Consider the following 20,161-nt stretch of genomic DNA (forward strand, 5'->3'; position numbering starts at 1 on the left):
GGTCAGCCGCGGAGCGCTTGCGCCATGTAGCCCTGGATGCGCGCCCAGGGGCGGCCTTCGGAGGCGGCCGTGCGGTAAGAGGTCACGATCTCGCCCGCGACCGTCGTCTTGGCGGCGACGCGGTCCAGCACGGCGTCGGCGGCCCGGCGCGCCGCCGCCATCACGTCGGCCGGGAACGGCGTCGGCCTGGCGCCGAGCGACACCAGCTTGACGATGGCCTCCGCATTGGTGCGCTCGGCGTCCGCCAGTCCGGCCGCATGCTCAGCCAGGCAGGCGGTCTCCACTGCGGCGCGCAGCTCGGGCGACAGCCGGTCCCAGACGGGGCGCGCCACCAGCGCCTCGGCGGCTCCGTTCGGTTTGTTGAAGCCCGGCATGTAGTAGACCGGCGCGACACGGTGGAAGCCGAGCGGCAGGTCGTTGGCCGGGGACAGGAGCTCCACGGCGTCGATCACGCCACGCTCCAGCGCCGGGTAGACGTCGCCGGGCGGGATCGCCTGCGGGACGGCGCCGAGTTCGGCGTAGACCTCCCCGCCCAGCCCCGAGACGCGGATGCGCAGCCCTTTCAGGTCGGCCGCCGAGGCGAGTTCCTTGCGAAACCACCCGCCCATCGAGGGGCCGGTGTTGCCGGCCAGCATGCCGCGCACGCCGAAGGGCTCGTAGAGCTTGTCCCACAGCGCCTGCCCGCCGCGTTCCGACAACCAGGCCTGGTGCTCCACGGCCGAGAGCCCGAACGGCGCGGTGGTGAACAGCGAGGCGCCCGGCGCCTTGCCCTCCCAGAAGAACGAGGCCGTGTGGCCCATCTCGACCGTACCGTTGGAGACCGCGTCCAGCACCGCGAAGGCGGGCACGATCTCGCCCGCGGCGAAGACGTCGACCTGCAGGCGTCCGCCCGACAGGAGCCCGATGCGCTGCGCCAGCCTGGCCGCGCTGACGCCGGGCCCCGGCAGGTTTCGCGGCCAGGACGTCGCCATGCGCAGGCGCAGCGGCTCCTCCGCGCGTGCGACGGCCGGCGCGGCGACCAGCGCCGCGGCGCCCATCGCAAGGGAGCGGCGGGTCGGGCGCATCACGCGTCCCCGCGCGTTTGCCGGATGATCTGGACGAGTTCGCGGGCGGCCGCCTCCGGATCCGAGGCGGAGCAGATGGCGGACACCACCGCGAGGCCGTCCACGCCAGTTGCGGCCAGCGCTCGGGCGTTGGCGGGCCCGACGCCCCCGATCGCGACCTTGGGAAGCGGATGCAGCGGCAGCAGCCGCGCCAATCCGTCGACGCCGATGGGCGGGTCATGGTCCGGCTTGGTGCCGGTCGCCCGGATGGGGCCGACGCCGAGATAGTCCACGACGCCCTCCGGCACGGCCGCGAATTCGGCCTCCATCCCGGCCGAAAGGCCGAGGATCATCCCCGGGCCGATGAGGTCGCGGACCCGGCGCGGATCGCCGTCGTCCTGGCCGATATGGACTCCGTCTGCGCCGACCGCCTTCGCGATGGCGACGCGGTCGTTCACGATCAGCGGCACGCGCAGCGGCCGCAGCAGGCCGAGCAGCGCGTCGGCGTCCGCGGCGAATTGCCGGTCGTCGGAGGTCTTGTCCCGGAACTGCACCAGCGTGGCCCCGCCACGCACGGCCGCCGCCACGGTGGCGAGCAGCCCGCGCGGCTGCACCAGGACGGGGTCGGTGACGAGATAGAGCGAGAGGTCGAAGGGAGCCTTGCCCATCAGGCGATCCTCGCGCCGGCGGCAAGATCCTCGGCGCTCAGCGACGCGAGTTCGTCCAGCAGCATCGGCTGAAACGTCCCGGGGCCCCCAGCGCCCTTGGCGGCCCGCTCGCCCGCCAGGCCGAAGGCCACGAGAGCCGCAGCCGCCGCCGCCAGGGGGGCGACCCCGGCGCCCAGCATGGCGGCCATGAGCGCGCCGGCCACGCAGCCGGAGCCGGTGATGCGACCCATCAGCGGATCGCCATTGTGGATCGAAATCGACGCGGCGCCGTCCGTGACGAAATCCGTCTCGCCGGTCACCGCCACCACGCAGCCGAGCCTGCGGGCCAGAGCGGTCGCGGCGTCCTGCACGGCGCGGGGGTTCTGCTCCTCGGCGTCGACGCCGCGGCCGGCGGGTTCGCCCGTCGCCATGGTGAGGATCTCGGCGGCATTCCCTTTGAGGATGGTCGGATTGAGGGTCGACAGCCAGCCGGCGGCGCCCTGCCTGAACGGCGACGCTCCAACCCCCACGGGATCCAGCACCCACGGCACGCCCGCGCCCGTGGCGGCCTTCGCGGCGGCCGCCATGACGTCGACCCGCTCACGCGTCAGCGTGCCTATATTCACCAGAAGCGCTCCGGCACGCGCCGCGATCACGGCCGCTTCCTCGGGCGCGTGCGCCATCACGGGCGCGGCGCCGGCGGCCAACAGGGCATTGGCGGTGACCGACGAAACCACGTCGTTGGTGAGGCAATGCACGAGCGGGCGCTTCCAGCGCAGGGCTGTCAGTGCGTCGGCGAGGTGGTGCGGGGTCACATTCATTGTGGTCACGGCGTCCTTCCTCCAGCGGAAAAGACGCCGGGCGCGCCGGCAGCCTTTCCCTTCGCTGGCATGACCCAGATCAGGTTCAACGGGTATGATCTCAGCCGTCCTCGCGGACGGCACCCCATGGCGCACGCAACGTAATCACGGCTGCGCGCCGCCACAAGACGTGCGCCAGATTTCAGACCTCGGCGGAGGAACGCGGCTCAGCCGGTGAACACCACTGTCTTGCGGCCGTTCAGGATCACGCGGTCGTCGAGGTGGTCCGCCAGCGCGCGGGCGAGCACGCGGCGCTCGATGTCGCGGCCCTTGCGGACGAGGTCCTCGGGCGTGTCGCGGTGGCTGATGCGCTCGACGTCCTGGTCGATGATCGGGCCTTCGTCGAGGTCGGACGTGACGTAATGGGCCGTGGCGCCGATCAGCTTCACGCCACGCTCATGCGCCTGATGATAGGGCTTGGCGCCCTTGAAGCCCGGCAGGAACGAGTGGTGGATGTTGATGCAGCGGCCCGTGAGCTTGGCCGCCAGCCCATCCGACAGCACCTGCATGTAGCGGGCGAGCACGACCACCTCGGTTCCCGTGCTCTTCACCAGCTCCCAGAGCTGCGCTTCCTGCTCCATCTTGGTCTGGCGGGTGACGGGCAGGTGGTGGAAGGGCGCGCCGTCGAGGTCGATATGTGCGTATGTCTCGCGCGGGTGGTTGGCCACCACGGCGGCGATCTCCATGTTGAGCTCACCGTTGCGCTGGCGGTACAGCAGGTCGACCAGGCAATGGTCGAACTTCGACACCAGGAGCATCACCCGGCGGCGCTCGCCGCGCGCCCGGATCGTCCAGTCCATGCCGAAGCGCTCGCCCACGGGCCTGAAGCGCTCCCGCAGCTCGGCCGCGGTAGGGTCCGCGTCCACGGCGTTGAAGATCACCCGCATGAAGAAGCGGCCGGTCTCGACATCGTCGAATTGCTGCGCATCCAGGATGTTGCAGCCCGCCTCGAAGAGCAGTGTCGAGACGGCCGCCACGATGCCGGGGCGGTTGGGGCAGGAGAGCTTGAGAACGAAGGACTCGGAGGTCATGAAACGGGCATCCCTGCGCGACGGCAGACGCTGCCTACAGAAAGGCGCGCCATCCTGCAACGCAGCATAGCGCGCCTGACGGGCCCGGCTGGCCTGCGAGGGACGAAAGCGTTGCTTCAGCCGACCAGAAGCGCGGCGCCGGCGGCCAGCAGGCCCGCGCCAGCGATGCGCAGCGGCACCGCCGAGGACAGCCGGACAACGCCGGCCGCGAGCGCCAATCCGGCAACATGCAGCAGCGCCGTGGCGGACAGGAAGCCTGCGCCATAGGCGAGCCCTGCCGCATTCGTGGGCATCTCCGCGCCATGCGCGAGGCCGTGGAAAATCGCCATGGCGGCGCAAAGCGCAGCGCCTGTCGCCAGCGGCGCGCGGACGCCCGACACGAGGGCGCCGCCGAGCACCGCGACCGAGACGGCCACGCCGGCCTCGACGCCAGGCAAAGCCACCCCGCTCGCGCCGAGGATCGCGGCCAGCGCCATCGCGACCATGAAGGCGGCCGGCCAGGCCCAGCGCGCCGCGCCGCCCACGAGGCCGGCCCAGAGGCCGACGGCCGCCATGGCGAGCAGGTGGTCCATTCCGCCGAGCGGGTGCATCAGCCCCATAGCGAAGCCGTGGACATGCGGGTCGACGCCCGTATGAGCGAGCGCCGGGGTGGCGAGCACTGTCAGGATGGCGACGGCGGAGAGGCGGCTCGGTGTCATCGGTGGCTCCAGGACGGGTGTTCGGACCGAGGATGCAAAGCCCGTGCTAGGCCCGCAAGCCGCCGGCCTGCTCGATAAAGGCCGCCACGGCGTCCACGCCCTCGCCGGAGCGGACATTCGTGAACACGTAGGGCCGCTCCTTGCGCATCAGCTTGGAGTCGCGGTCCATCACCTCGAGGCTGGCGCCCACGAAGGGGGCGAGGTCGATCTTGTTGATCACCAGCAGGTCCGAGCGCGTGATGCCGGGGCCGCCCTTGCGGGGGATCTTCTCGCCGCCCGAAACGTCGATCACATAGACGGTGATGTCGGCGAGCTCGGGCGAGAAGGTCGCCGCGAGGTTGTCGCCGCCGGATTCGATGAGGATCAGGTCGAGCTTGGGGAAGCGTTTCATCATCTGGTCGATGGCGGCCAGATTGATGGAGCAGTCCTCCCGGATGGCGGTGTGCGGGCAGCCGCCCGTCTCCACGCCCATGATGCGCTCCTCCGGCAGCGCGCCCGCAACCGTGAGAAGGCGCGCGTCCTCCTTGGTGTAGATGTCGTTGGTGATGGCGCAGAGGTCGTAAGTGTCGCGGAAGCGCTTGCACAGCGCCTCCATGAGGGCCGTCTTGCCGGATCCGACCGGACCGCCGATGCCAACGCGAAGCGGGCCGTGGCTGGATCTCGTCATGATGCATTCTCCGTTCAGGTCGGGCGACCGTTCAGGTCGGGCAGCTGATCCAAGAAACGCGCCAGCGCGGGTCAGGACCGGAAAAGGCGGGAATACTGCGTCTCGTGCCGCAGGGACGCGATGTCAGATCGAAACGCCGCGGCGCCGAGGTCGTCCAGCGTGGACGCTTCCGCGAATGACGCGGCGGCGCGAACGTCGGCCACCAGAGCGGCGATGATGCGCTGGCCGTCGGTTTGCCCGATGGGGCCGAGCCGCACCACGGCCGAGACGAGATTGCCCACGAAGGCGAGCAGGCTCGCTTCCAGGGTCGCGCCGAGCGGGACGTCATGGCCCGCGGCCGCGACGCCGAGCGCGACCGGATAGGCGACCTCGCCGTCCCAGGCGGCGTCGAACAGCTCCACCGCTTCGGTCGGCCAGGAGGCCCGGACCGCGACCAGGAAGGCCGCCCCTTGCGCGGTCGCCTCCAGATGGCGCTCGCGCGAGGGCTGCAGGGCGGCGCCGAGCTCGGCGACCTCCCGCAGCGCCGCGTCGTCGCGGTTGGAGGCGGCGCGCCAGGCCGCAGCCAGCAGCACGGCGTCGTTGCGGCCGGAGCCCTGGGCCAGCAGATCCGCGATCCACTCCCGCGCGGTCGCGGCGTCCTTAACCTGCCCGGTTTCGACCGCCCATTCGAGGCCGTGCGAATACGCGAAGGCTCCCACCGGGAAGGCGGGAGACAGCCACACCAGCAGCGGCAGCAGGCTCGCCTCAGCCATGCTTGTGCGCGTGGCCATGGTCGTGGTGGTCGTGGTCGTGGTGGTCATGCCCGCACCCGCAGGCGTCGCCATGCTGGTGGGCGTGGGCGTGGGCCTCGGCGTGCGCATGGGCGTGGTCGTGCCCGTGGCCGTGGTCATGCCCATGATCGTGGTGCGCATGGCCGTGCGCTTCCGCGGCCTCATAGGCGCCGCGCTCCGGCTGGAAGGGCCGTTCGACCCTGACGACCTCGGCGCCCAGCCCTCGCACCATCTCGACCAGCACGTGGTCGTCCTCGATCCAGAGCGCGTCGTCGCCGATCTCGGCCGGGGTGTGGCGGTTGCCGATGTGCCAGGCGATCCGCATGAGGCGCTTGGGCGTGGCGGCGCGGATCTCCAGCAGGCTCTGCGGCGCGGCCCGCACCAGCACGAGCGATCCGTCCTCCAGCTTCAGGGCGTCGCCGTCGTTCAGTACGGCCGCCTTCTCGAGATCGAGCAGGAACTCTGTGCCCTTCTCGCCCTTCAGGGCCAGCCGGCGGCGATGGCGGCCCTCGTGGTCCAGCACCACGGCGTCGACGACGCGCTCGGCCTTCACGGCGGGTTTGCGGACAACGGCGGCGGCGCGCAGCATGATCGAACTCCCGAAGAAACCTCCGATCGTCCTAGCACGCGCGGTGCGCTTAGGCATCTGCCCGGTGGCGGCGCACAATGACGCCGATCAGCGCCATGCCGGCCGCCGCCAACAAGGCCAGCACGCCGGACAGCACGATGCCGGCGCTGACGCCGAAACGCTCGGTCACGATCGAGAACACCAGCGGCGCCACCGCGAAGGAGAAATTCTGCACCGGCGCGATCTTGCCCGAATAGGTCCCGTAGACGGCCGAGCCGAACACCCAGAGCGGCAACGCCACGCGGGTGACGCCGAGCAGGCCCGACCCGATGCTGTAGATGAGGATGAAGGCGGTCGCGCCCGTGACGGAGCCCTTGGCGAGCGCGATCAGGGCGAACGAGAACGTCATCACCAGCGAGGCGAACACCGCCGAGGCGATCGGCGTCACGCGCTTGCCCAGCAGGAACTCGATGAGCCGCGCCAGCACCTGTAGCGCGCCCATGGACGAGCCCAGCGTCAGCGCCAGCCCGGGCGTCATGCCGACGTCCCGCAGCAGCTCGACAATATGGAGCGACAGGCCCCAGGAGACGAAGCCCGAGCACGCGAAGGCGGCCATCATGGCGATCACGGCCGGGCGGAAGCCGCTCTGCCGGATCATCGGCGGGGCCGCGGTTCCGGCGCTCGCGCCTCCACCCATGCTGCGCCGGCGCGGCAGCACCCAAGCGTGCAACGGCGCGCAAACGGCCACGTTCACGACCGCGTAGACGACGCACATCCAGCGCCAGCCGATCGCGCCGTCGAGCCACACGGTGATCGGCCACGCGATGCTGGACGACAGCCCGGTCATCAGCATCAGGACGATCATGCTCTGGCGGGCATTTTGCCCGGCGATCTGCGCCATCGCGGTGAAGGACGGCAAGGTCAGCGCCAGCGTGGTGGAAAAGCCGAGGGCGAGCCATACCAGCGCGTAGGTGACGGGCCCGGTGACCAGCCCGAGCAGCGCCAGCGAAACGCCGGTCAACAAGGAACCCACGGCGAGAAACGAGGCCGCGCCGTGACGGTCCAGCAGCCGGCCCAGCGTCGGCGAGAGCAGGCCCGACATCACCAGCATGATGGTGACGCCGCCGAAGATGAACTCCGGCGACACGCCGATATCGGCCGCCATGGTCCGGCTGAGCACGCCCGGCAGGTAAAATGTCGACCCCCAGCCGATGACCTGCGTCACCGCCAGCACGGCCGTCGCGCGCCGAACGTCCTGAGCCATCCCGTCCCCGAAGGGGCGGCATTATGGGCGCCGCCCCGCCCCACAGGCATACGGGGCAGGCAACGCGTCGGCTAGCGTCGATGCGCCCGCGCAGAGCCGCGATGCGCGCCCGTCAAGGCTCGCTCGCGAAGCCTTACGGTCAGAACAGGAAGTAGCGCTGCGCCATCGGGAGTTCGGTGGCGGGCTCGCAGACCAGCAGCTCGCCGTCGGCCGTTACCGCATAGGTCTCGGGGTCGACCTGGATATCCGGCGTGGCGTCGTTGTGGATCATGGACGCCTTGGAGATGCCGCCGCGCACGTTCTCGACGGGCACGAATTGCTTGGCGACGCCGAGCTTCTCGCGCAACCCGTCCTCCATGGCGGCCTGGGAGACGAACACCACCGAGGAGGCCGTCAGCGCCTTGCCGAAGGCGCCGAACATCGGCCGGTAGTGCACCGGCTGCGGCGTCGGGATGGATGCGTTGGGGTCGCCCATCGGGGCGGCCGCGATCGAGCCGCCCTTGATGACGAGGTCGGGCTTCACGCCGAAGAAGGCCGGCGACCAGAGCACCAGGTCGGCAAGCTTGCCGACCTCGACCGAGCCGATGTGTTTGGAGACGCCATGCGCGATGGCGGGGTTGATGGTGTATTTGGCGATGTAGCGCTTGGCCCGGAAATTATCGTTGCCGGAGCCGTCGCCCTTCAGCGAGCCGCGCTGCTTCTTCATCTTGTCGGCGGTCTGCCACGTGCGTGTCACGACCTCGCCGAGACGGCCCATGGCCTGGCTGTCGGACGACATCATCGAGAGCGCGCCGAGGTCGTGCAGGATGTCCTCGGCCGCGATGGTCTCGCGCCGGATGCGGCTTTCCGCGAAGGCCAGGTCCTCGGGGATCGACGAGTCGAGGTGGTGGCACACCATCAGCATGTCGAGGTGCTCGTCCAGCGTGTTAACGGTAAACGGCCGCGTCGGGTTGGTGGACGAGGGCAGGACGTTCTTCAGCCCCGCTACCTTGATGATGTCCGGCGCATGCCCGCCGCCCGCGCCCTCGGTGTGGAAGGCGTGGATGGTGCGGCCCTTGAAGGCCGCCACCGTGTCCTCGACGAAGCCGGACTCGTTGAGCGTGTCGGTGTGGATCATCACCTGCACGTCGTGGTCGTCGGCGACGTTCAGGCAGTTGTCGATGGCGGCGGGCGTGGTGCCCCAGTCCTCGTGCAGCTTCAGCGCGCAGGCGCCGGCCTTCACCATCTCGACCAGCGCCTCAGGCTTGGAGGCGTTGCCCTTGCCGGAAATGCCGAGATTCACCGGAAAGGCGTCGAAGCTCTGGATCATCCGGGCGATGTGCCACGGCCCCGGCGTGCACGTGGTGGCGTTGGTGCCCGCCGAAGGCCCGGTGCCGCCGCCCAGCATGGTGGTAACGCCCGACATCAGGGCGTGCTCGATCTGCTGCGGGCAAATGAAGTGGATGTGGCTGTCGAAGCCGCCGGCCGTGAGGATCTTGCCCTCGCCCGCGATGATGTCGGTGCCCGGGCCGATCACGATGGTGACGCCCGGCTGGATGTCCGGGTTGCCGGCCTTGCCGATGGCGGCGATGCGGCCTTCCTTGAGGCCGACGTCAGCCTTCACGATGCCCCAGTGGTCGAGGATCAGCGCGTTGGTGATGACGGTGTCGACCGCCCCGGCCGCGTTTGTGATCTGCGACTGGCCCATGCCGTCTCGGATCACCTTGCCGCCGCCGAACTTCACCTCCTCGCCATAGATCGTGAAATCCTTCTCGACCTCGATCACCAGCGAGGTGTCGGCGAGCCGCACCTTGTCGCCCGTGGTGGGGCCGAACATGTCCGCATAGGCGGCGCGGGAGAGCTTGGTGGCCATGGTTCAGTTCCCCAGTCGTCTTCTCAGCTCCTCGGCCGTCATTGCGAGGAGCGCAGCGACGAAGCAATCCAGGCGCCGGGCATGTTGCCCGCATCAGGTGGATTGCTTCGCTGCGCTCGCAATGACGGAGGAGCGCTTCACAGCTTGCCCATCACGTCCTGGCGGAACCCGTACACTTCGCGATTGCCGGCGAGCGCCACCAGCCGGACCTCGCGGGTCTGGCCGGGCTCGAAGCGCACGGCCGTGCCGGCCGGGATGTCGAGGCGCATGCCGCGGGCGCGAGCCCGGTCGAAGCTGAGGGCCGCGTTGGTCTCGGCGAAATGGTAGTGGCTGCCGACCTGGATGGGCCGGTCACCCGTGTTGGCGACCGCCAGCGCGACCGTCTTGCGGTCGATATTCATGACGATGTCGCCGTCCAGCGTCATCACCTCGCCCGGGATCACCGCGCCGGACGCGCCCCGGATGGGGTTGTGCACGGTGACCAGCTTGGTGCCGTCCGGGAAGGTGGCTTCCACCTGCACGTCGTGGATCATCTCGGCGATGCCGTCCATCACCTGGTCGGCCGTGATTACATGGGCGCCCGCCTCCATGAGGTCGGCCACGGAGCGGCCGTCGCGCGCGCCTTCCACCACGAAGTCGGTAATCAGCGCGATCGCCTCGGGGTGGTTGAGCTTCACGCCGCGTTCGAGCCGGCGGCGGGCCACGTTGGCCGCCATGGCGATCAGCAGCTTGTCCTTCTCGCGCGGGGAGAGGTTCATCGGACGATCTCGCTCAGCATTGCCAGACCCGCGGCAGCGGGCCCGATTGGAATCCGGACAGAAACGCGGCCATGTCGGCCCGCAGGACGGCCGGAGACTCGGCCGCGAAACGTACGCACAGCATGCCGTTCCAGGCGCTCGCGCCGCAATCGGATTGTGCGTTCTCGAGCGCGGCGCGCGCCTCTTCGAGGCGGCTTTCCGCGTCCGGCGCGAGGTGCAGGACGGCCGCAACCGCCCGCGCGCCGCCGCCCAGCGCCGGGCGGTTCAGCGTGGCGGCCAACGGGCCGTCCAGCCGCACGGCTTCGGCGAAGACGAGGCATCCGCCGCGGCGGATCTCCCAGCGGTCGTCGAACAGCCCATCGCCCAGCGTCTCCCCGGAGGCGACGCGGCCGAACACCACGGACTCGGCCAGCGTCAACGTCGCATCCGCCGCCATCGCGGCCTTCAGCCGCCGCCGCAGGCGCGAGCCGGAAAACAGGATGGCTTCCTGAGGCAGCCAGGACAGGCGCGCGCCTTCGGCGAGTTGCACGTCCACCGCGATCTCGGCCGCCGCGCCGTCGGACCGGTAGATCTTCTCGGCCGATTGCGTGGTCAGCACCGCCTCGGCCTGCGCGTCGAGCGTGAGCGACACGTCCAGCCGGTCGCCGCCCGTCATGCCGCCGCCGGTGTTGATCAGCACGGCTTCGCAGCCGGGCGCCTTGGGAAACTTCAGCCGATAGCCGCCCGCCTCGCGCAGCGCCATCACGCGGGTGCCGCGCCCGGTCGGGGCGAAGCGCGCCTGGATGACGCCGCTGGCGCGGACATAGGCGGGCAGAGCGGCCACCGAGGATGCGCCTGCCGCCTCTGGTTGAGGATCGCGCAGCATCGTCAGGCCAAGCTCCCGTCATTGCGAGCGCAGCTAAGCAATCCAGCTGATGGAAGCGGGTTTGAGCTCGATGCCCAGCTTCTGAATTGCCGCGTCGCTGCGCTCCTCGCAAGGACGGAGAGGCGATTCATGGCCTCACACCGAGAGATGCCGGCGCACATCGGTCTCGACCATGTCGGCGCGGGCGCCGGCGAGCACGATCTGGCCGCGGTCCATCACCGCGTAGCTGTCGCAGAGGTCGCGGGCCCATTCGAAATATTGTTCCACCAGCAGGATCGCCATGTCGCCTTTTTGGCGAAGGTAGTCGATGGCGCGGCCGATGTCCTTGATGATGGAGGGCTGGATGCCCTCCGTCGGCTCGTCCAGCACCAGCAGGCTCGGGCGCGTCACCAGCGCGCGGCCGATGGCGAGCTGCTGCTGCTGGCCGCCCGAGAGATCGCCGCCGCGGCGGTTGAGCATGTCCTTCAGCACCGGGAAGAGGTCGAAGATCTCGGCCGGGATGAAGCGCTCGCCGCGCGGCAGGGGCGAGAAGCCGGTTTCGAGGTTTTCCTTCACGGTGAGCAGCGGGAAGATCTCCCGCCCCTGCGGCACATACGCGATGCCGCGCCGGGCGCGATCGAAGGGCGCGAGGCCGCCGAGGTCCTGGCCCTTCCAGACGATCCTGCCGCCCCGCACAGGCTGCACGCCCGTGATGGCCCGCAGCAGCGAGGACTTGCCGACGCCGTTGCGGCCGAGCACGGACGTGACCTTGCCGGGCTGCGCCTGCAGGCTCACGCCGCGCAACGCCTGCGCCGCGCCGTAATAGAGGTCGATGGACTCGACGGAGAGCATGGTCAGCGTCCCAGGTACACTTCGACCACGCGGTCGTTGGTGGAAACGGCGTCGATCGCGCCCTCGGCCAGAACCGAGCCCTCGTGCAGGCAGGTGACCTTGCAGCCGAGCGCGCGCACGAAATGCATGTCGTGTTCCACCACCACGACGGCGTGCGTCCTGGCGATTTCGGCCAGCAGGGCGGCCGTCTGCTCGGTCTCGTGGTCGGTCATGCCGGCGACCGGCTCGTCGACCAGCAGCAGCCTGGGATCCTGCGCCAGCAGCATGCCGATCTCGAGCCACTGCTTCTGGCCGTGCGAGAGATCCGCCGCGAGGCGCTTGCGGTGGTCCTTGAGCCCGATGGTCTCCAGCACGTGGTCCTTCTCGTCGTCGCGGACGCGATTGCGCCAGCCGAACAGGGACGACTTGGCCGAGCGCGGTCCCTTCATGGCGAGCAGGATGTTGTCGTCCACCGTGTGGCTCTCGAACACGGTGGGCTTCTGGAACTTGCGGCCGATGCCGAGCTCCGCAATGGAGGCTTCGTCCATGGCGGTGAGGTCCACTGTGCCGTTGAAGAGAACGTCGCCCTCGTCGGGTCGGGTTTTGCCCGTGATGACGTCCATCATGGTGGTCTTGCCGGCGCCGTTGGGGCCGATGATGGCGCGCATTTCGCCATGGCCGATCACCATGGAAAGGCTGTTCAGCGCCTTGAAGCCGTCGAACGAAACGCTGACGCCGTCGAGATAGAGGATCGACTGGGTGAGCTCCGGGTTGGTCACGGACGACATGGGCTCACTCCGCTCCAGCCGGCTGTGGCGCAGCGGGCGGCTGCCCGATCCCGGCCTCGGCGGCGACCGAGGCGGCGCGCTGGTCGGAGCGCCGGGCGCTCCATTCCGAGAGCGTCCCGATGATGCCCTTGGGCAGAAACAGGGTGACGACCACGAACAGCGCGCCCAGGCCGAACAGCCAGATCTCCGGGAAGGCGCCGGTAAGCCAGGTCTTGGCCCAGTTCACCAAGACTGCGCCCAGCGCCGCGCCCACCAGCGTGCCGCGTCCGCCCACCGCGACCCAGATCACCGCCTCGATGGAGTTGGCGGCGGCGAACTCGGACGGATTGATGATGCCGACCTGCGGCACGTAGAGCGCGCCGGCGACGCCCGCCATGCAGGCCGACACCGTGAAGGCGACCAGCTTGTAGCGCTCCACCCGGTAGCCCATGAAGCGGGCCCGGCTCTCGGCGTCCCGGATCGCGATCAGAACCTTGCCGTAGGCCGATGTCACCATCGCGCGGGCGATCAGGTAGCCGAGCGCAAGGGCGATGACGCTGGCGACGAACAGCGCCACGCGGGTGCTCTGCGCCTGGATGTTGAAGCCCAGGATGTCCTTGAAGTCGGTGAGGCCGTTGTTGCCGCCGAACCCCATGTCGTTGCGGAAGAAGGCCAGCAGCAGCGCGTAGGTCATCGCCTGCGTGATGATGGAGAGATACACGCCGGTGACCCGCGACCGGAACGCGAACCAGCCGAACACGAAGGCGAGCAGGCCCGGAACGACGAGCACCATCAGCATCGCGTAAGGAAAATGCTGGAAGCCCCACCATGTGACGGGGAGTTCCTTCATGTTCAGGAACACCATGAAGTCCGGCAGGATCGGGTTGGCGTAGACGCCGCGGGTTCCGATCTGGCGCATCAGGTACATGCCCATCGCGTAGCCGCCGAGCGCGAAGAAGGCGCCGTGGCCGAGCGAGAGGATGCCGCAATAGCCCCAGACGAGGTCGAGCGCGATGGCGAGCAGGGCGTAGCAGAGATACTTGCCGAGCAGCGACACCAGGTAGGTGGGGACATTGAAGGCCGAGCCGGCCGGCACCGCCAGGTTCAGAACCGGCACCAGCACGGCGACGGCGGCGAGCACCAGCAGGAAGACCCGGCCGCGCCAGTCGAGGTCGTGGATGAGCTTTGACAGGATCATGCTTCGACCGCCCGTCCCTTGAGGGCGAACAGCCCGCGGGGACGCTTCTGGATGAACAGGATGATGAAGATCAGCAGCAGGATCTTGCCCAGCACCGCGCCCGCGAAGGGCTCCAGGAACTTGTTGGCGATGCCCAGGCTCATGGCGGCCACCAGCGTGCCCCACAGGTTCCCGACCCCGCCGAACACCACCACCATGAAGCTGTCGACGATGTAGCTCTGGCCGAGGTTTGGCGAGACGTTGTCGATCTGCGAAAGCGCCACCCCGGCGATCCCGGCGATGCCGGAGCCGAGCCCGAAGGTGAGCGAGTCGACCCAGGGCGTGCGGATGCCCATGCAGGACGCCATGCGGCGGTTCTGGGTGACGGCCCGCATCTTCAGCCCGAAGGACGTGGCCTTGAGGACGAACAGCAGCGCGCCGAACACGAGAGCGCCGAACACCACGATCCAGAGCCGTCCATACGTGATGGCGAGGCCCATGAAGTCGAAGGAGCCGGACATGAAGGACGGCGCGCCGACCTCGCGGTTGTTGGCGCCGAACCAGGAGCGCACGGCCTGCTGGAGAATGAGGCTCACCCCCCAGGTGGCGAGCAGCGTTTCGAGCGGCCGGCCATACAGGAAGCGGATGACGCTGCGCTCGATCAGCACGCCGACCGCGCCCGACACCAGGAAAGCGAGCGGAATCGCCATCGCGAGCGACCAGTCGAACAGCGCCGGGTACCGGGTGCGCAGCACTTCCTGCACAACGAAGGTCGTGTACGCCCCCAGCATCACCATCTCGCCATGCGCCATGTTGATGATGCCCATGACGCCGAACGTGATCGCCAGCCCGATGGCGGCCAGCAGCAGCACGGAGCCGAGCGAAAGGCCGTACCAGACGTTCTGCACGGAAGAGAGCACCGCGAGGCGCCGCTCAATTGCGCCGGCCGCTGTTTCGGCCGCCATCTTGACGATCGGGGTGCCGTTGGCGCGCAGGTTGGCGAGCAGCGACAGCGTGTCCTGGTCGCCGCGTTCGGCCACCACGTCAATGGCCGAAACCTTCTCGGCGTCGGTGGCGTCCGCCTTGCCGAGCACGGCGGCGGCGCGGGCCTGCACCATGGTCTTCTTGATGCGGGCGTCGGTTTCCTTGCCGATCGCGGCGTCCAGCGCCGGAATCGCGGCGGCGTCGCGGGATTTCAGCACCGCCTCGGCGGCGGCGAGGCGCTTGGCCGGATCGGGAGCGAGCAGCGTGAGGGAGCCCAATGCGGCTTCCAGCGCGCGGCGGACGCGGTTGTTGACGCGCACCGGCTTGGTCCCGAACGGCTCGGCGGCCGGGGCCGCGCCCGTGCGGGCGTCGATGAACTTGCCATCCGGCGTCTTGATGAACACGCCCTTGTCGGCGGGCGCATAGACGAGGCGGCTGTCGGTGAGCGCCTGCAGGGCGGCTGCGGCCTTGGGGTCGCCCGTGGCGCCGAGATCGCCGATGGCGGCTTCGATCTCGCCGAAATTCTCGGTGGCGATGCGCGCGAAGGAGGCGTCTAGGTCGGCGGCGCGCGTGGGCGCGGAGGCGACGGAGGCCAGGGCCAGCCCGAGCAGGGCGGCGAGGAGGCGCGCGATACGCATCGGTTGCAAACCTTGTGGCGGAGGGGATTGGACCGCGGGTCTCCGGCCTGCACGGGGCTGGGCCGACGGATGCGGGCCGGAGGCCCGCGGTCCAGGTTGGTGCGCAATCTCCGGCCGACGGGCGAGCGGCCGGCCGGGGATGACGATCTTGGACGTCAGCTTACTTGGAGGCGCCGCCGCACTTGCCGGTCTTCACGTTGAAGTTGCCGCAGGACATCGGGGCGCGCCAATCGGAGATCAGGTCCTTGGAGCCTTCGAGGTAGTCCGACCACTCGTCGCCGACCACCTGGGCGGTCTGCTGCACGATGGAGAACTGGCCGTCGGCCTTGATCTCGCCGATCAGGACCGGCTTGGTGATGTGGTGGTTCGGCATCATGGCCGAGTAGCCGCCCGAGAGGTTCGGGACGGTGACGCCGACCAGGGCGTCGATCACCGCGGAGGTGTCGGTGGTGCCGGCCTTCTCGACGGCCTTGACCCACATGTTGAAGCCGATGACGTGCGCCTCCATCGGGTCGTTGGTCACGCGCTTCGGGTTCTTGGTGTAGGCCTTCCATTGCTCGATGAAGGCCTTGTTGACCGGCACGTCGACGGACTGGAAGTAGTTCCAGGCGGCGAGATGGCCGAGCAGCGGCTTCGTGTCGATGCCGGCGAGTTCTTCCTCGCCCACCGAGAACGCCACGACCGGGATGTCGGTCGCCTTCACGCCCTGGTTGCCGAGTTCCTTGTAGAACGGCACGTTGGCGTCGCCGTTGATGGTCGACACGACGGCGGTCTTCTTGCCGGCCGAGCCGAACTTCTTGATGTCGGCGACGATCGTCTGCCAGTCGGAATGACCGAAGGGCGTGTAGTTGATCATGATGTCCTCGGACTTCACGCCCTTGGACTTAAGGTAGGCCTCGAGGATCTTGTTGGTGGTGCGCGGGTAGACGTAGTCGGTGCCGGCCAGCACCCAACGCTGGACCTTCTCGTTCTCGGCCAGGTAGTCGACGGCCGGGATCGCCTGCTGGTTCGGAGCGGCGCCGGTGTAGAAGATGTTCTTGGAGGACTCTTCACCCTCGTACTGCACCGGGTAGAACAGGATGCCGTTGTTCTCCTCGAACACCGGCAGCACGGACTTGCGCGACACCGAGGTCCAGCAGCCGAATGTGGCCGCGACCTTGTCCTTGAGCAGCAGCTCCTTGGCCTTCTCGGCGAAGAGCGGCCAGTTGGAGGCCGGGTCGACCACGACGGCCTCGAGCTTCTTGCCGAGGAGGCCGCCCTTCTTGTTCTGCTCGTCGATGAGCATGAGCATGACGTCCTTCAGCGTGGTCTCGCTGATCGCCATGGTGCCCGAAAGCGAATGCAGGATGCCGACCTTGATGGTCTGGGCCTGGGCGCCGGCCGAGGCGAGCGTCACCCCGGCGGCGACGGCCGCGGCGGCTACGAAAGACTTGAAACGAAGCGACATGGATAGAGCCCCCTCCTAAACGCGGGTTCATGGACCGAAAAGGAAGGTTCGCAAGCGCCGTGCCAGCAGTTGACGACAACGGGCGGAACGCTGGATTCGCATAAAATGCGAGCGAAACGGACGCTGGAGGCAAGCTTGGGCGGCGCTGGAACGTGGCGGCAGGGCTCGCAGCAGGATCTTGCGTCGTCGGCCGTTTCGCACGCGGAGCGCGCAGGATGCGGATTCGGTTTACGCGTCTGCCTTTGTTTTAGGCGCCAGCCGGCGCTGCCTGAAACGAAGGCGGCACCAGGCCGCGGTCGCCCGTCCAGGTCTTCACGCCTGCATGGGCGAGCTTGGTGTTTGTCAGCGTGCGCTCGGCGTGGAGCATGCGATGCGACAGCAGGCGGCCGGCGAGGCGAGCCCGCTCGCTCGCGTAGGCGGGATCGTCCGCGAGGTTCTTGAATTCGCCCGGGTCGTCGTCGAGATCGAAGAGAAGCGGCGGCAAGGTGGTGAAGTGCACGTATTTCCAACGCCGCTCGCGGATGACGTCGAGCGTGCATTGGTCGGGCATGAGCCCGAGCGCGGCTTCAAGGCCGCCGCCGCCCAGCGTGCGGAAGTCGAACTCCCAGAACGCGTAGTCGCGCCAGGCGGCCGGCGTCTCGCCACGCAACCAGGGGCCCAGCGACGCCCCGTTCATCTCGGCGGGCGTTTCCAGGCCCAGCCATTCGAGAATCGTGGGGGCGAGATCCACCGATTCGGTGAAGGCGTCGACCACCCGTCCCCTGTGCTCCGCCGGCATGCCGGGCGCGCGGATGATCAGCGGCACGTGGTTGGAGGCGTCGTGGAAGCCGCCCTTGCCCCAGCACCAGTGATCGCCCAGCAGTTCGCCGTGGTCGGACGTGAACACCACCAGCGTCTCGTCCCACTCGCCGGTGTGCTTCAGGTGGGCGACCACACGGCCCAGATTGGCGTCCACCTCGGCCAGGAGGCCCAGATACACGGCGCGGATGTCCTGGATCTCGGCGGGGCTCGATTCCTGGGTGTTGACCTGCGTCTTCAGGTAGTCGGCCGTGTTCTGCTCGTGCAGCCAGGCGTCCAGGAACGGGTGCGCGGCGCGCTCCTCCTCGATGGTCTCGCGACGGCTCGGCGGGGCGACCGCGTCGGCGGGCACGAGGCGGTTGTAGGGCTCGGGCGCGATGAAGGGCGGGTGCGGGCGGTACCAGACGAGGTGGACGAACCAGTCCTCGTCCCGACGCAGGCGCCAGAAATCGAGCAGCTTGTCGGTGAGCCAGGCGGTGTCGGAATCCTCGGCCCGATAAAGCGCCGCGCCGCGTGAGAACGCCGGCATCACCTTGGTTGAGCCGGGGTGGCGGTAGATGTTGCGCAGGCGCTTGGGGAGCTCGTAGCCGCGCTTGGCGAGGTCGGTGAGCCAGGGCTCCAGGCTCGCCTCGTTGAGCGCCGCCTCGAGCCGCAAGCCCGGCAGCACGCCCTCGAAGCTGCGGGTCCGGGGATCGCCCGGCACAGTGGCGCGCGGGTCGATGGCCGAATCCGTGTAGCCGAACAGCACCGGGTCGTAGCCGGCCCGGCGCGCCTCCATGAAGACGTTGCCGTGCCGCGCGTCCAGCGGCGTGGCGTTGCGGACGGAGCGATGCACGAAGGGATAGAGCCCGGTCAGCAGCGTCGCCCGGGCGGGACCGCAGGGCGCCGCGCAGGTGTAGTGCCGCGTGAAGGTCACGCCCTCGGCCGCGAGCGCCTTCAGGTTGGGGCAGAGATCGAAATCCGGCGCGAGTGCGAGCGCGTCAGCCCGCTGCTGGTCGGTGGTGATGAACAGCACCTTGCGGCGGGGCTTGGCGGGTTCGGCCATCGCGGACGCGTCAGGTCTTGCGCCGCCAGGGCGCGAACCAGCCGAGGCCTTCCACCGTGCCGGCGCGGGGCCGGTATTCGCAGCCGACGAAACCGTCATAGCCGAGGCGGTCCAGCTCCTCGAACACGAACGGGTAGTTCAGCTCCTCGCCGGCCGGCTCGTGGCGGCTCGGCACGCTGGCGATCTGCACATGCCCGGTGATCGGCTGCATGGCCCGGAACGCCATCGTGACGTCGCCATGCAGGATCTGGCGATGGTAGAAATCGAACTGCAGCTTCAGGTTCGGTCGGCCCGCCTGCTTGATGATCGCGGCCGCGCGATCGAAGCTGTTCATGAAGTAGCCCGGCATGTCGCGGCCGTTGATGGGCTCGAGCAGCACGTCGGCGCCGAGCTGGCCAATCTGCTCGCAGGCAAGCGCCAGGTTGGCTGCAAAGCAGCTTTGCGCGGCGGCGTCAGCCGGGTCGGCCATGCCGCTCATCAGGTGGACGCGGCGCACTCCGGTCGCCTCCACATAGGCGGCCGCGACCTGCAGCTTGTCACGAAACTCGGCTTCACGCCCCGGCAGCGCCGCGATGCCGCGCTCGCCTGCCTGCCAGTCGCCGGGCCAGAGGTTGAAAAGAGCCTGGGTCAGGCCGTTTTCGCGCAAGCGCTGCTCGATGGCCTCGGGCGGATGCTCGTAGGGGAACAGAAATTCGACGGCCGAGAAACCGGCGTCCGAGGCCGCCGCGAAGCGGTCCAGGAACTCCCACTCGGTGAACATCATGGACAGATTGGCGGCGAAGCGCGGCATCTGCGGTCTCCCCTCCTTGGCCGCCTTGTTTGGCGGCTCGCCGTTCGCAAAAGCGGCGGCTTCCGTGAGCCAAGCCCGGCGCGGCCGGCCTGTCCAGCCCCGGGCGCGCAAGCCTGCCGCGCGCCCGGGAGGGTGATCATTTGCCGGGATCGGCCGTGAGGCCCACCGCCGCCGCGCCTGCCAGGGCGGCGGCCTCGTCGTTGTCGGCGTTGTCGCCCGAGATGCCGACGGCGCCGATCACGGCGCCCGAGGCGTCGCGCAGCAGGACGCCGCCCGGCACCGGCACGAGCGCGCCGACGACGCCGTGCATGGATTCGATGAAATGCGGGCGCTCCTGCGCCATGCGGTGCAGCGCGCGCGAGCCGACGCCGAGCGCGATCGCGCCCGAGGCCTTGCCGCGCGCGATGTCGCCGCGCTTCAGGCTGGTTCCGTCCTCGGCCCCGAAGGCGCGCAACGCCCCACGTGCGTCGAGCACCGCGACGGCGAGCGGCTGCATGGTTTTCTCGCGGCCATGCGCGAGGGCGGCGGACACGAGGGCCTGGGCGGCCGCAAGGGTGAGTTCGGTCATGATGGGACGTTCCGGAAAGCCGCGAGACGGCGGCCATGCGGCACCATAGGGCGCCGCGCGCCAGCGGGGGAGAGGCACAATTGCGCTCGCCCGAACCGGGCGGCGTTGCCGCCG

The 20,161-nt window shown here is 69.3% G+C and carries 20 protein-coding genes and 1 riboswitch; all 20 genes read right to left on the minus strand.

The window, feature by feature from the left end; genetic code table 11:
- Positions 1-2: 2 nt before the first annotated feature.
- The 20 genes from AC1DSZ_RS05390 to AC1DSZ_RS05485 all read right to left on the minus strand — a co-directional run bounded on the left by AC1DSZ_RS05390 (position 3) and on the right by AC1DSZ_RS05485 (position 20,047).
- Positions 3-1,064, minus strand: a complete 1,062-nt coding sequence (locus AC1DSZ_RS05390) for a TRAP transporter substrate-binding protein (RefSeq protein ID WP_476837347.1) — start codon at positions 1,062-1,064, stop codon at positions 3-5.
- Positions 1,064-1,711 carry a thiamine phosphate synthase gene (gene thiE, locus AC1DSZ_RS05395; protein WP_476837348.1) on the minus strand — a complete coding sequence of 216 codons (648 nt, stop codon included), beginning with the start codon at positions 1,709-1,711 and terminating at the stop codon, positions 1,064-1,066. The genes AC1DSZ_RS05390 and thiE overlap by 1 nt, the downstream gene beginning before the upstream one ends.
- On the minus strand, positions 1,711-2,511 hold the full coding sequence (gene thiM, locus AC1DSZ_RS05400) for a hydroxyethylthiazole kinase (RefSeq protein WP_476837423.1): 801 nt from the start codon (positions 2,509-2,511) through the stop codon (positions 1,711-1,713). The genes thiE and thiM overlap by 1 nt, the downstream gene beginning before the upstream one ends.
- A 38-nt stretch (positions 2,512-2,549) precedes the next feature.
- A riboswitch (TPP riboswitch) is annotated at positions 2,550-2,648 on the minus strand.
- A 69-nt stretch (positions 2,649-2,717) separates the two neighbouring features.
- The gene (gene purU, locus AC1DSZ_RS05405; protein WP_476837349.1) at positions 2,718-3,581 is read right to left on the minus strand and encodes a formyltetrahydrofolate deformylase; all 864 of its coding nucleotides are present in this window, start codon (positions 3,579-3,581) and stop codon (positions 2,718-2,720) included.
- A gap of 116 nt (positions 3,582-3,697) precedes the next feature.
- The gene (locus AC1DSZ_RS05410; RefSeq protein WP_476837350.1) at positions 3,698-4,279 is read right to left on the minus strand and encodes a HupE/UreJ family protein; all 582 of its coding nucleotides are present in this window, start codon (positions 4,277-4,279) and stop codon (positions 3,698-3,700) included.
- 46 nt (positions 4,280-4,325) lie between these two features.
- A complete protein-coding gene (ureG, locus tag AC1DSZ_RS05415) occupies positions 4,326-4,946 on the minus strand; it encodes an urease accessory protein UreG (protein ID WP_476837351.1) in 621 nt (206 codons plus the stop codon).
- A 71-nt stretch (positions 4,947-5,017) separates the two neighbouring features.
- Positions 5,018-5,746: an urease accessory protein UreF gene (locus tag AC1DSZ_RS05420; protein WP_476837352.1), complete on the minus strand. Its 729-nt coding sequence runs from the start codon at positions 5,744-5,746 to the stop codon at positions 5,018-5,020.
- On the minus strand, positions 5,691-6,305 hold the full coding sequence (locus tag AC1DSZ_RS05425) for an urease accessory protein UreE (protein WP_476837353.1): 615 nt from the start codon (positions 6,303-6,305) through the stop codon (positions 5,691-5,693). Before AC1DSZ_RS05425 ends, AC1DSZ_RS05420 begins: the two co-directional genes overlap by 56 nt.
- A gap of 49 nt (positions 6,306-6,354) precedes the next feature.
- A complete protein-coding gene (locus AC1DSZ_RS05430) occupies positions 6,355-7,548 on the minus strand; it encodes an MFS transporter (protein WP_476837354.1) in 1,194 nt (397 codons plus the stop codon).
- Positions 7,549-7,687: 139 nt separating this feature from the next.
- On the minus strand, positions 7,688-9,400 hold the full coding sequence (ureC, locus tag AC1DSZ_RS05435; protein WP_476837355.1) for an urease subunit alpha: 1,713 nt from the start codon (positions 9,398-9,400) through the stop codon (positions 7,688-7,690).
- Between the two features lie 137 nt (positions 9,401-9,537).
- Positions 9,538-10,158: an urease subunit gamma gene (locus AC1DSZ_RS05440; RefSeq protein ID WP_476837356.1), complete on the minus strand. Its 621-nt coding sequence runs from the start codon at positions 10,156-10,158 to the stop codon at positions 9,538-9,540.
- 13 nt (positions 10,159-10,171) lie between these two features.
- Positions 10,172-10,981, minus strand: a complete 810-nt coding sequence (locus AC1DSZ_RS05445) for an urease accessory protein UreD (protein ID WP_476837357.1) — start codon at positions 10,979-10,981, stop codon at positions 10,172-10,174.
- Between the two features lie 177 nt (positions 10,982-11,158).
- Positions 11,159-11,854: an urea ABC transporter ATP-binding subunit UrtE gene (gene urtE, locus AC1DSZ_RS05450; RefSeq protein WP_476837358.1), complete on the minus strand. Its 696-nt coding sequence runs from the start codon at positions 11,852-11,854 to the stop codon at positions 11,159-11,161.
- Between the two features lie 2 nt (positions 11,855-11,856).
- On the minus strand, positions 11,857-12,621 hold the full coding sequence (urtD, locus tag AC1DSZ_RS05455) for an urea ABC transporter ATP-binding protein UrtD (RefSeq protein WP_476837359.1): 765 nt from the start codon (positions 12,619-12,621) through the stop codon (positions 11,857-11,859).
- A 4-nt stretch (positions 12,622-12,625) separates the two neighbouring features.
- Entirely contained in the window at positions 12,626-13,798 is a 1,173-nt protein-coding gene (gene urtC / locus AC1DSZ_RS05460; protein WP_476837360.1) for an urea ABC transporter permease subunit UrtC, read from the minus strand.
- Positions 13,795-15,399: an urea ABC transporter permease subunit UrtB gene (urtB, locus tag AC1DSZ_RS05465; protein WP_476837361.1), complete on the minus strand. Its 1,605-nt coding sequence runs from the start codon at positions 15,397-15,399 to the stop codon at positions 13,795-13,797. Before urtB ends, urtC begins: the two co-directional genes overlap by 4 nt.
- Before the next feature lie 160 nt (positions 15,400-15,559).
- Positions 15,560-16,846 (minus strand): urea ABC transporter substrate-binding protein, encoded by a 1,287-nt coding sequence (urtA, locus tag AC1DSZ_RS05470; protein ID WP_476837362.1) that lies wholly within the window; start codon positions 16,844-16,846, stop codon positions 15,560-15,562.
- Between the two features lie 247 nt (positions 16,847-17,093).
- Positions 17,094-18,689, minus strand: coding sequence for an alkaline phosphatase family protein (locus AC1DSZ_RS05475; protein WP_476837363.1), 1,596 nt, complete (start codon positions 18,687-18,689; stop codon positions 17,094-17,096).
- A 10-nt stretch (positions 18,690-18,699) separates the two neighbouring features.
- A complete protein-coding gene (gene otnI / locus AC1DSZ_RS05480) occupies positions 18,700-19,479 on the minus strand; it encodes a 2-oxo-tetronate isomerase (protein ID WP_476837364.1) in 780 nt (259 codons plus the stop codon).
- A gap of 136 nt (positions 19,480-19,615) precedes the next feature.
- Positions 19,616-20,047 carry a GlcG/HbpS family heme-binding protein gene (locus AC1DSZ_RS05485; RefSeq protein WP_476837365.1) on the minus strand — a complete coding sequence of 144 codons (432 nt, stop codon included), beginning with the start codon at positions 20,045-20,047 and terminating at the stop codon, positions 19,616-19,618.
- Between the last annotated feature and the right edge of the window lie 114 nt (positions 20,048-20,161).

This window comes from Alsobacter sp. P4_H11, assembly GCF_056400925.1.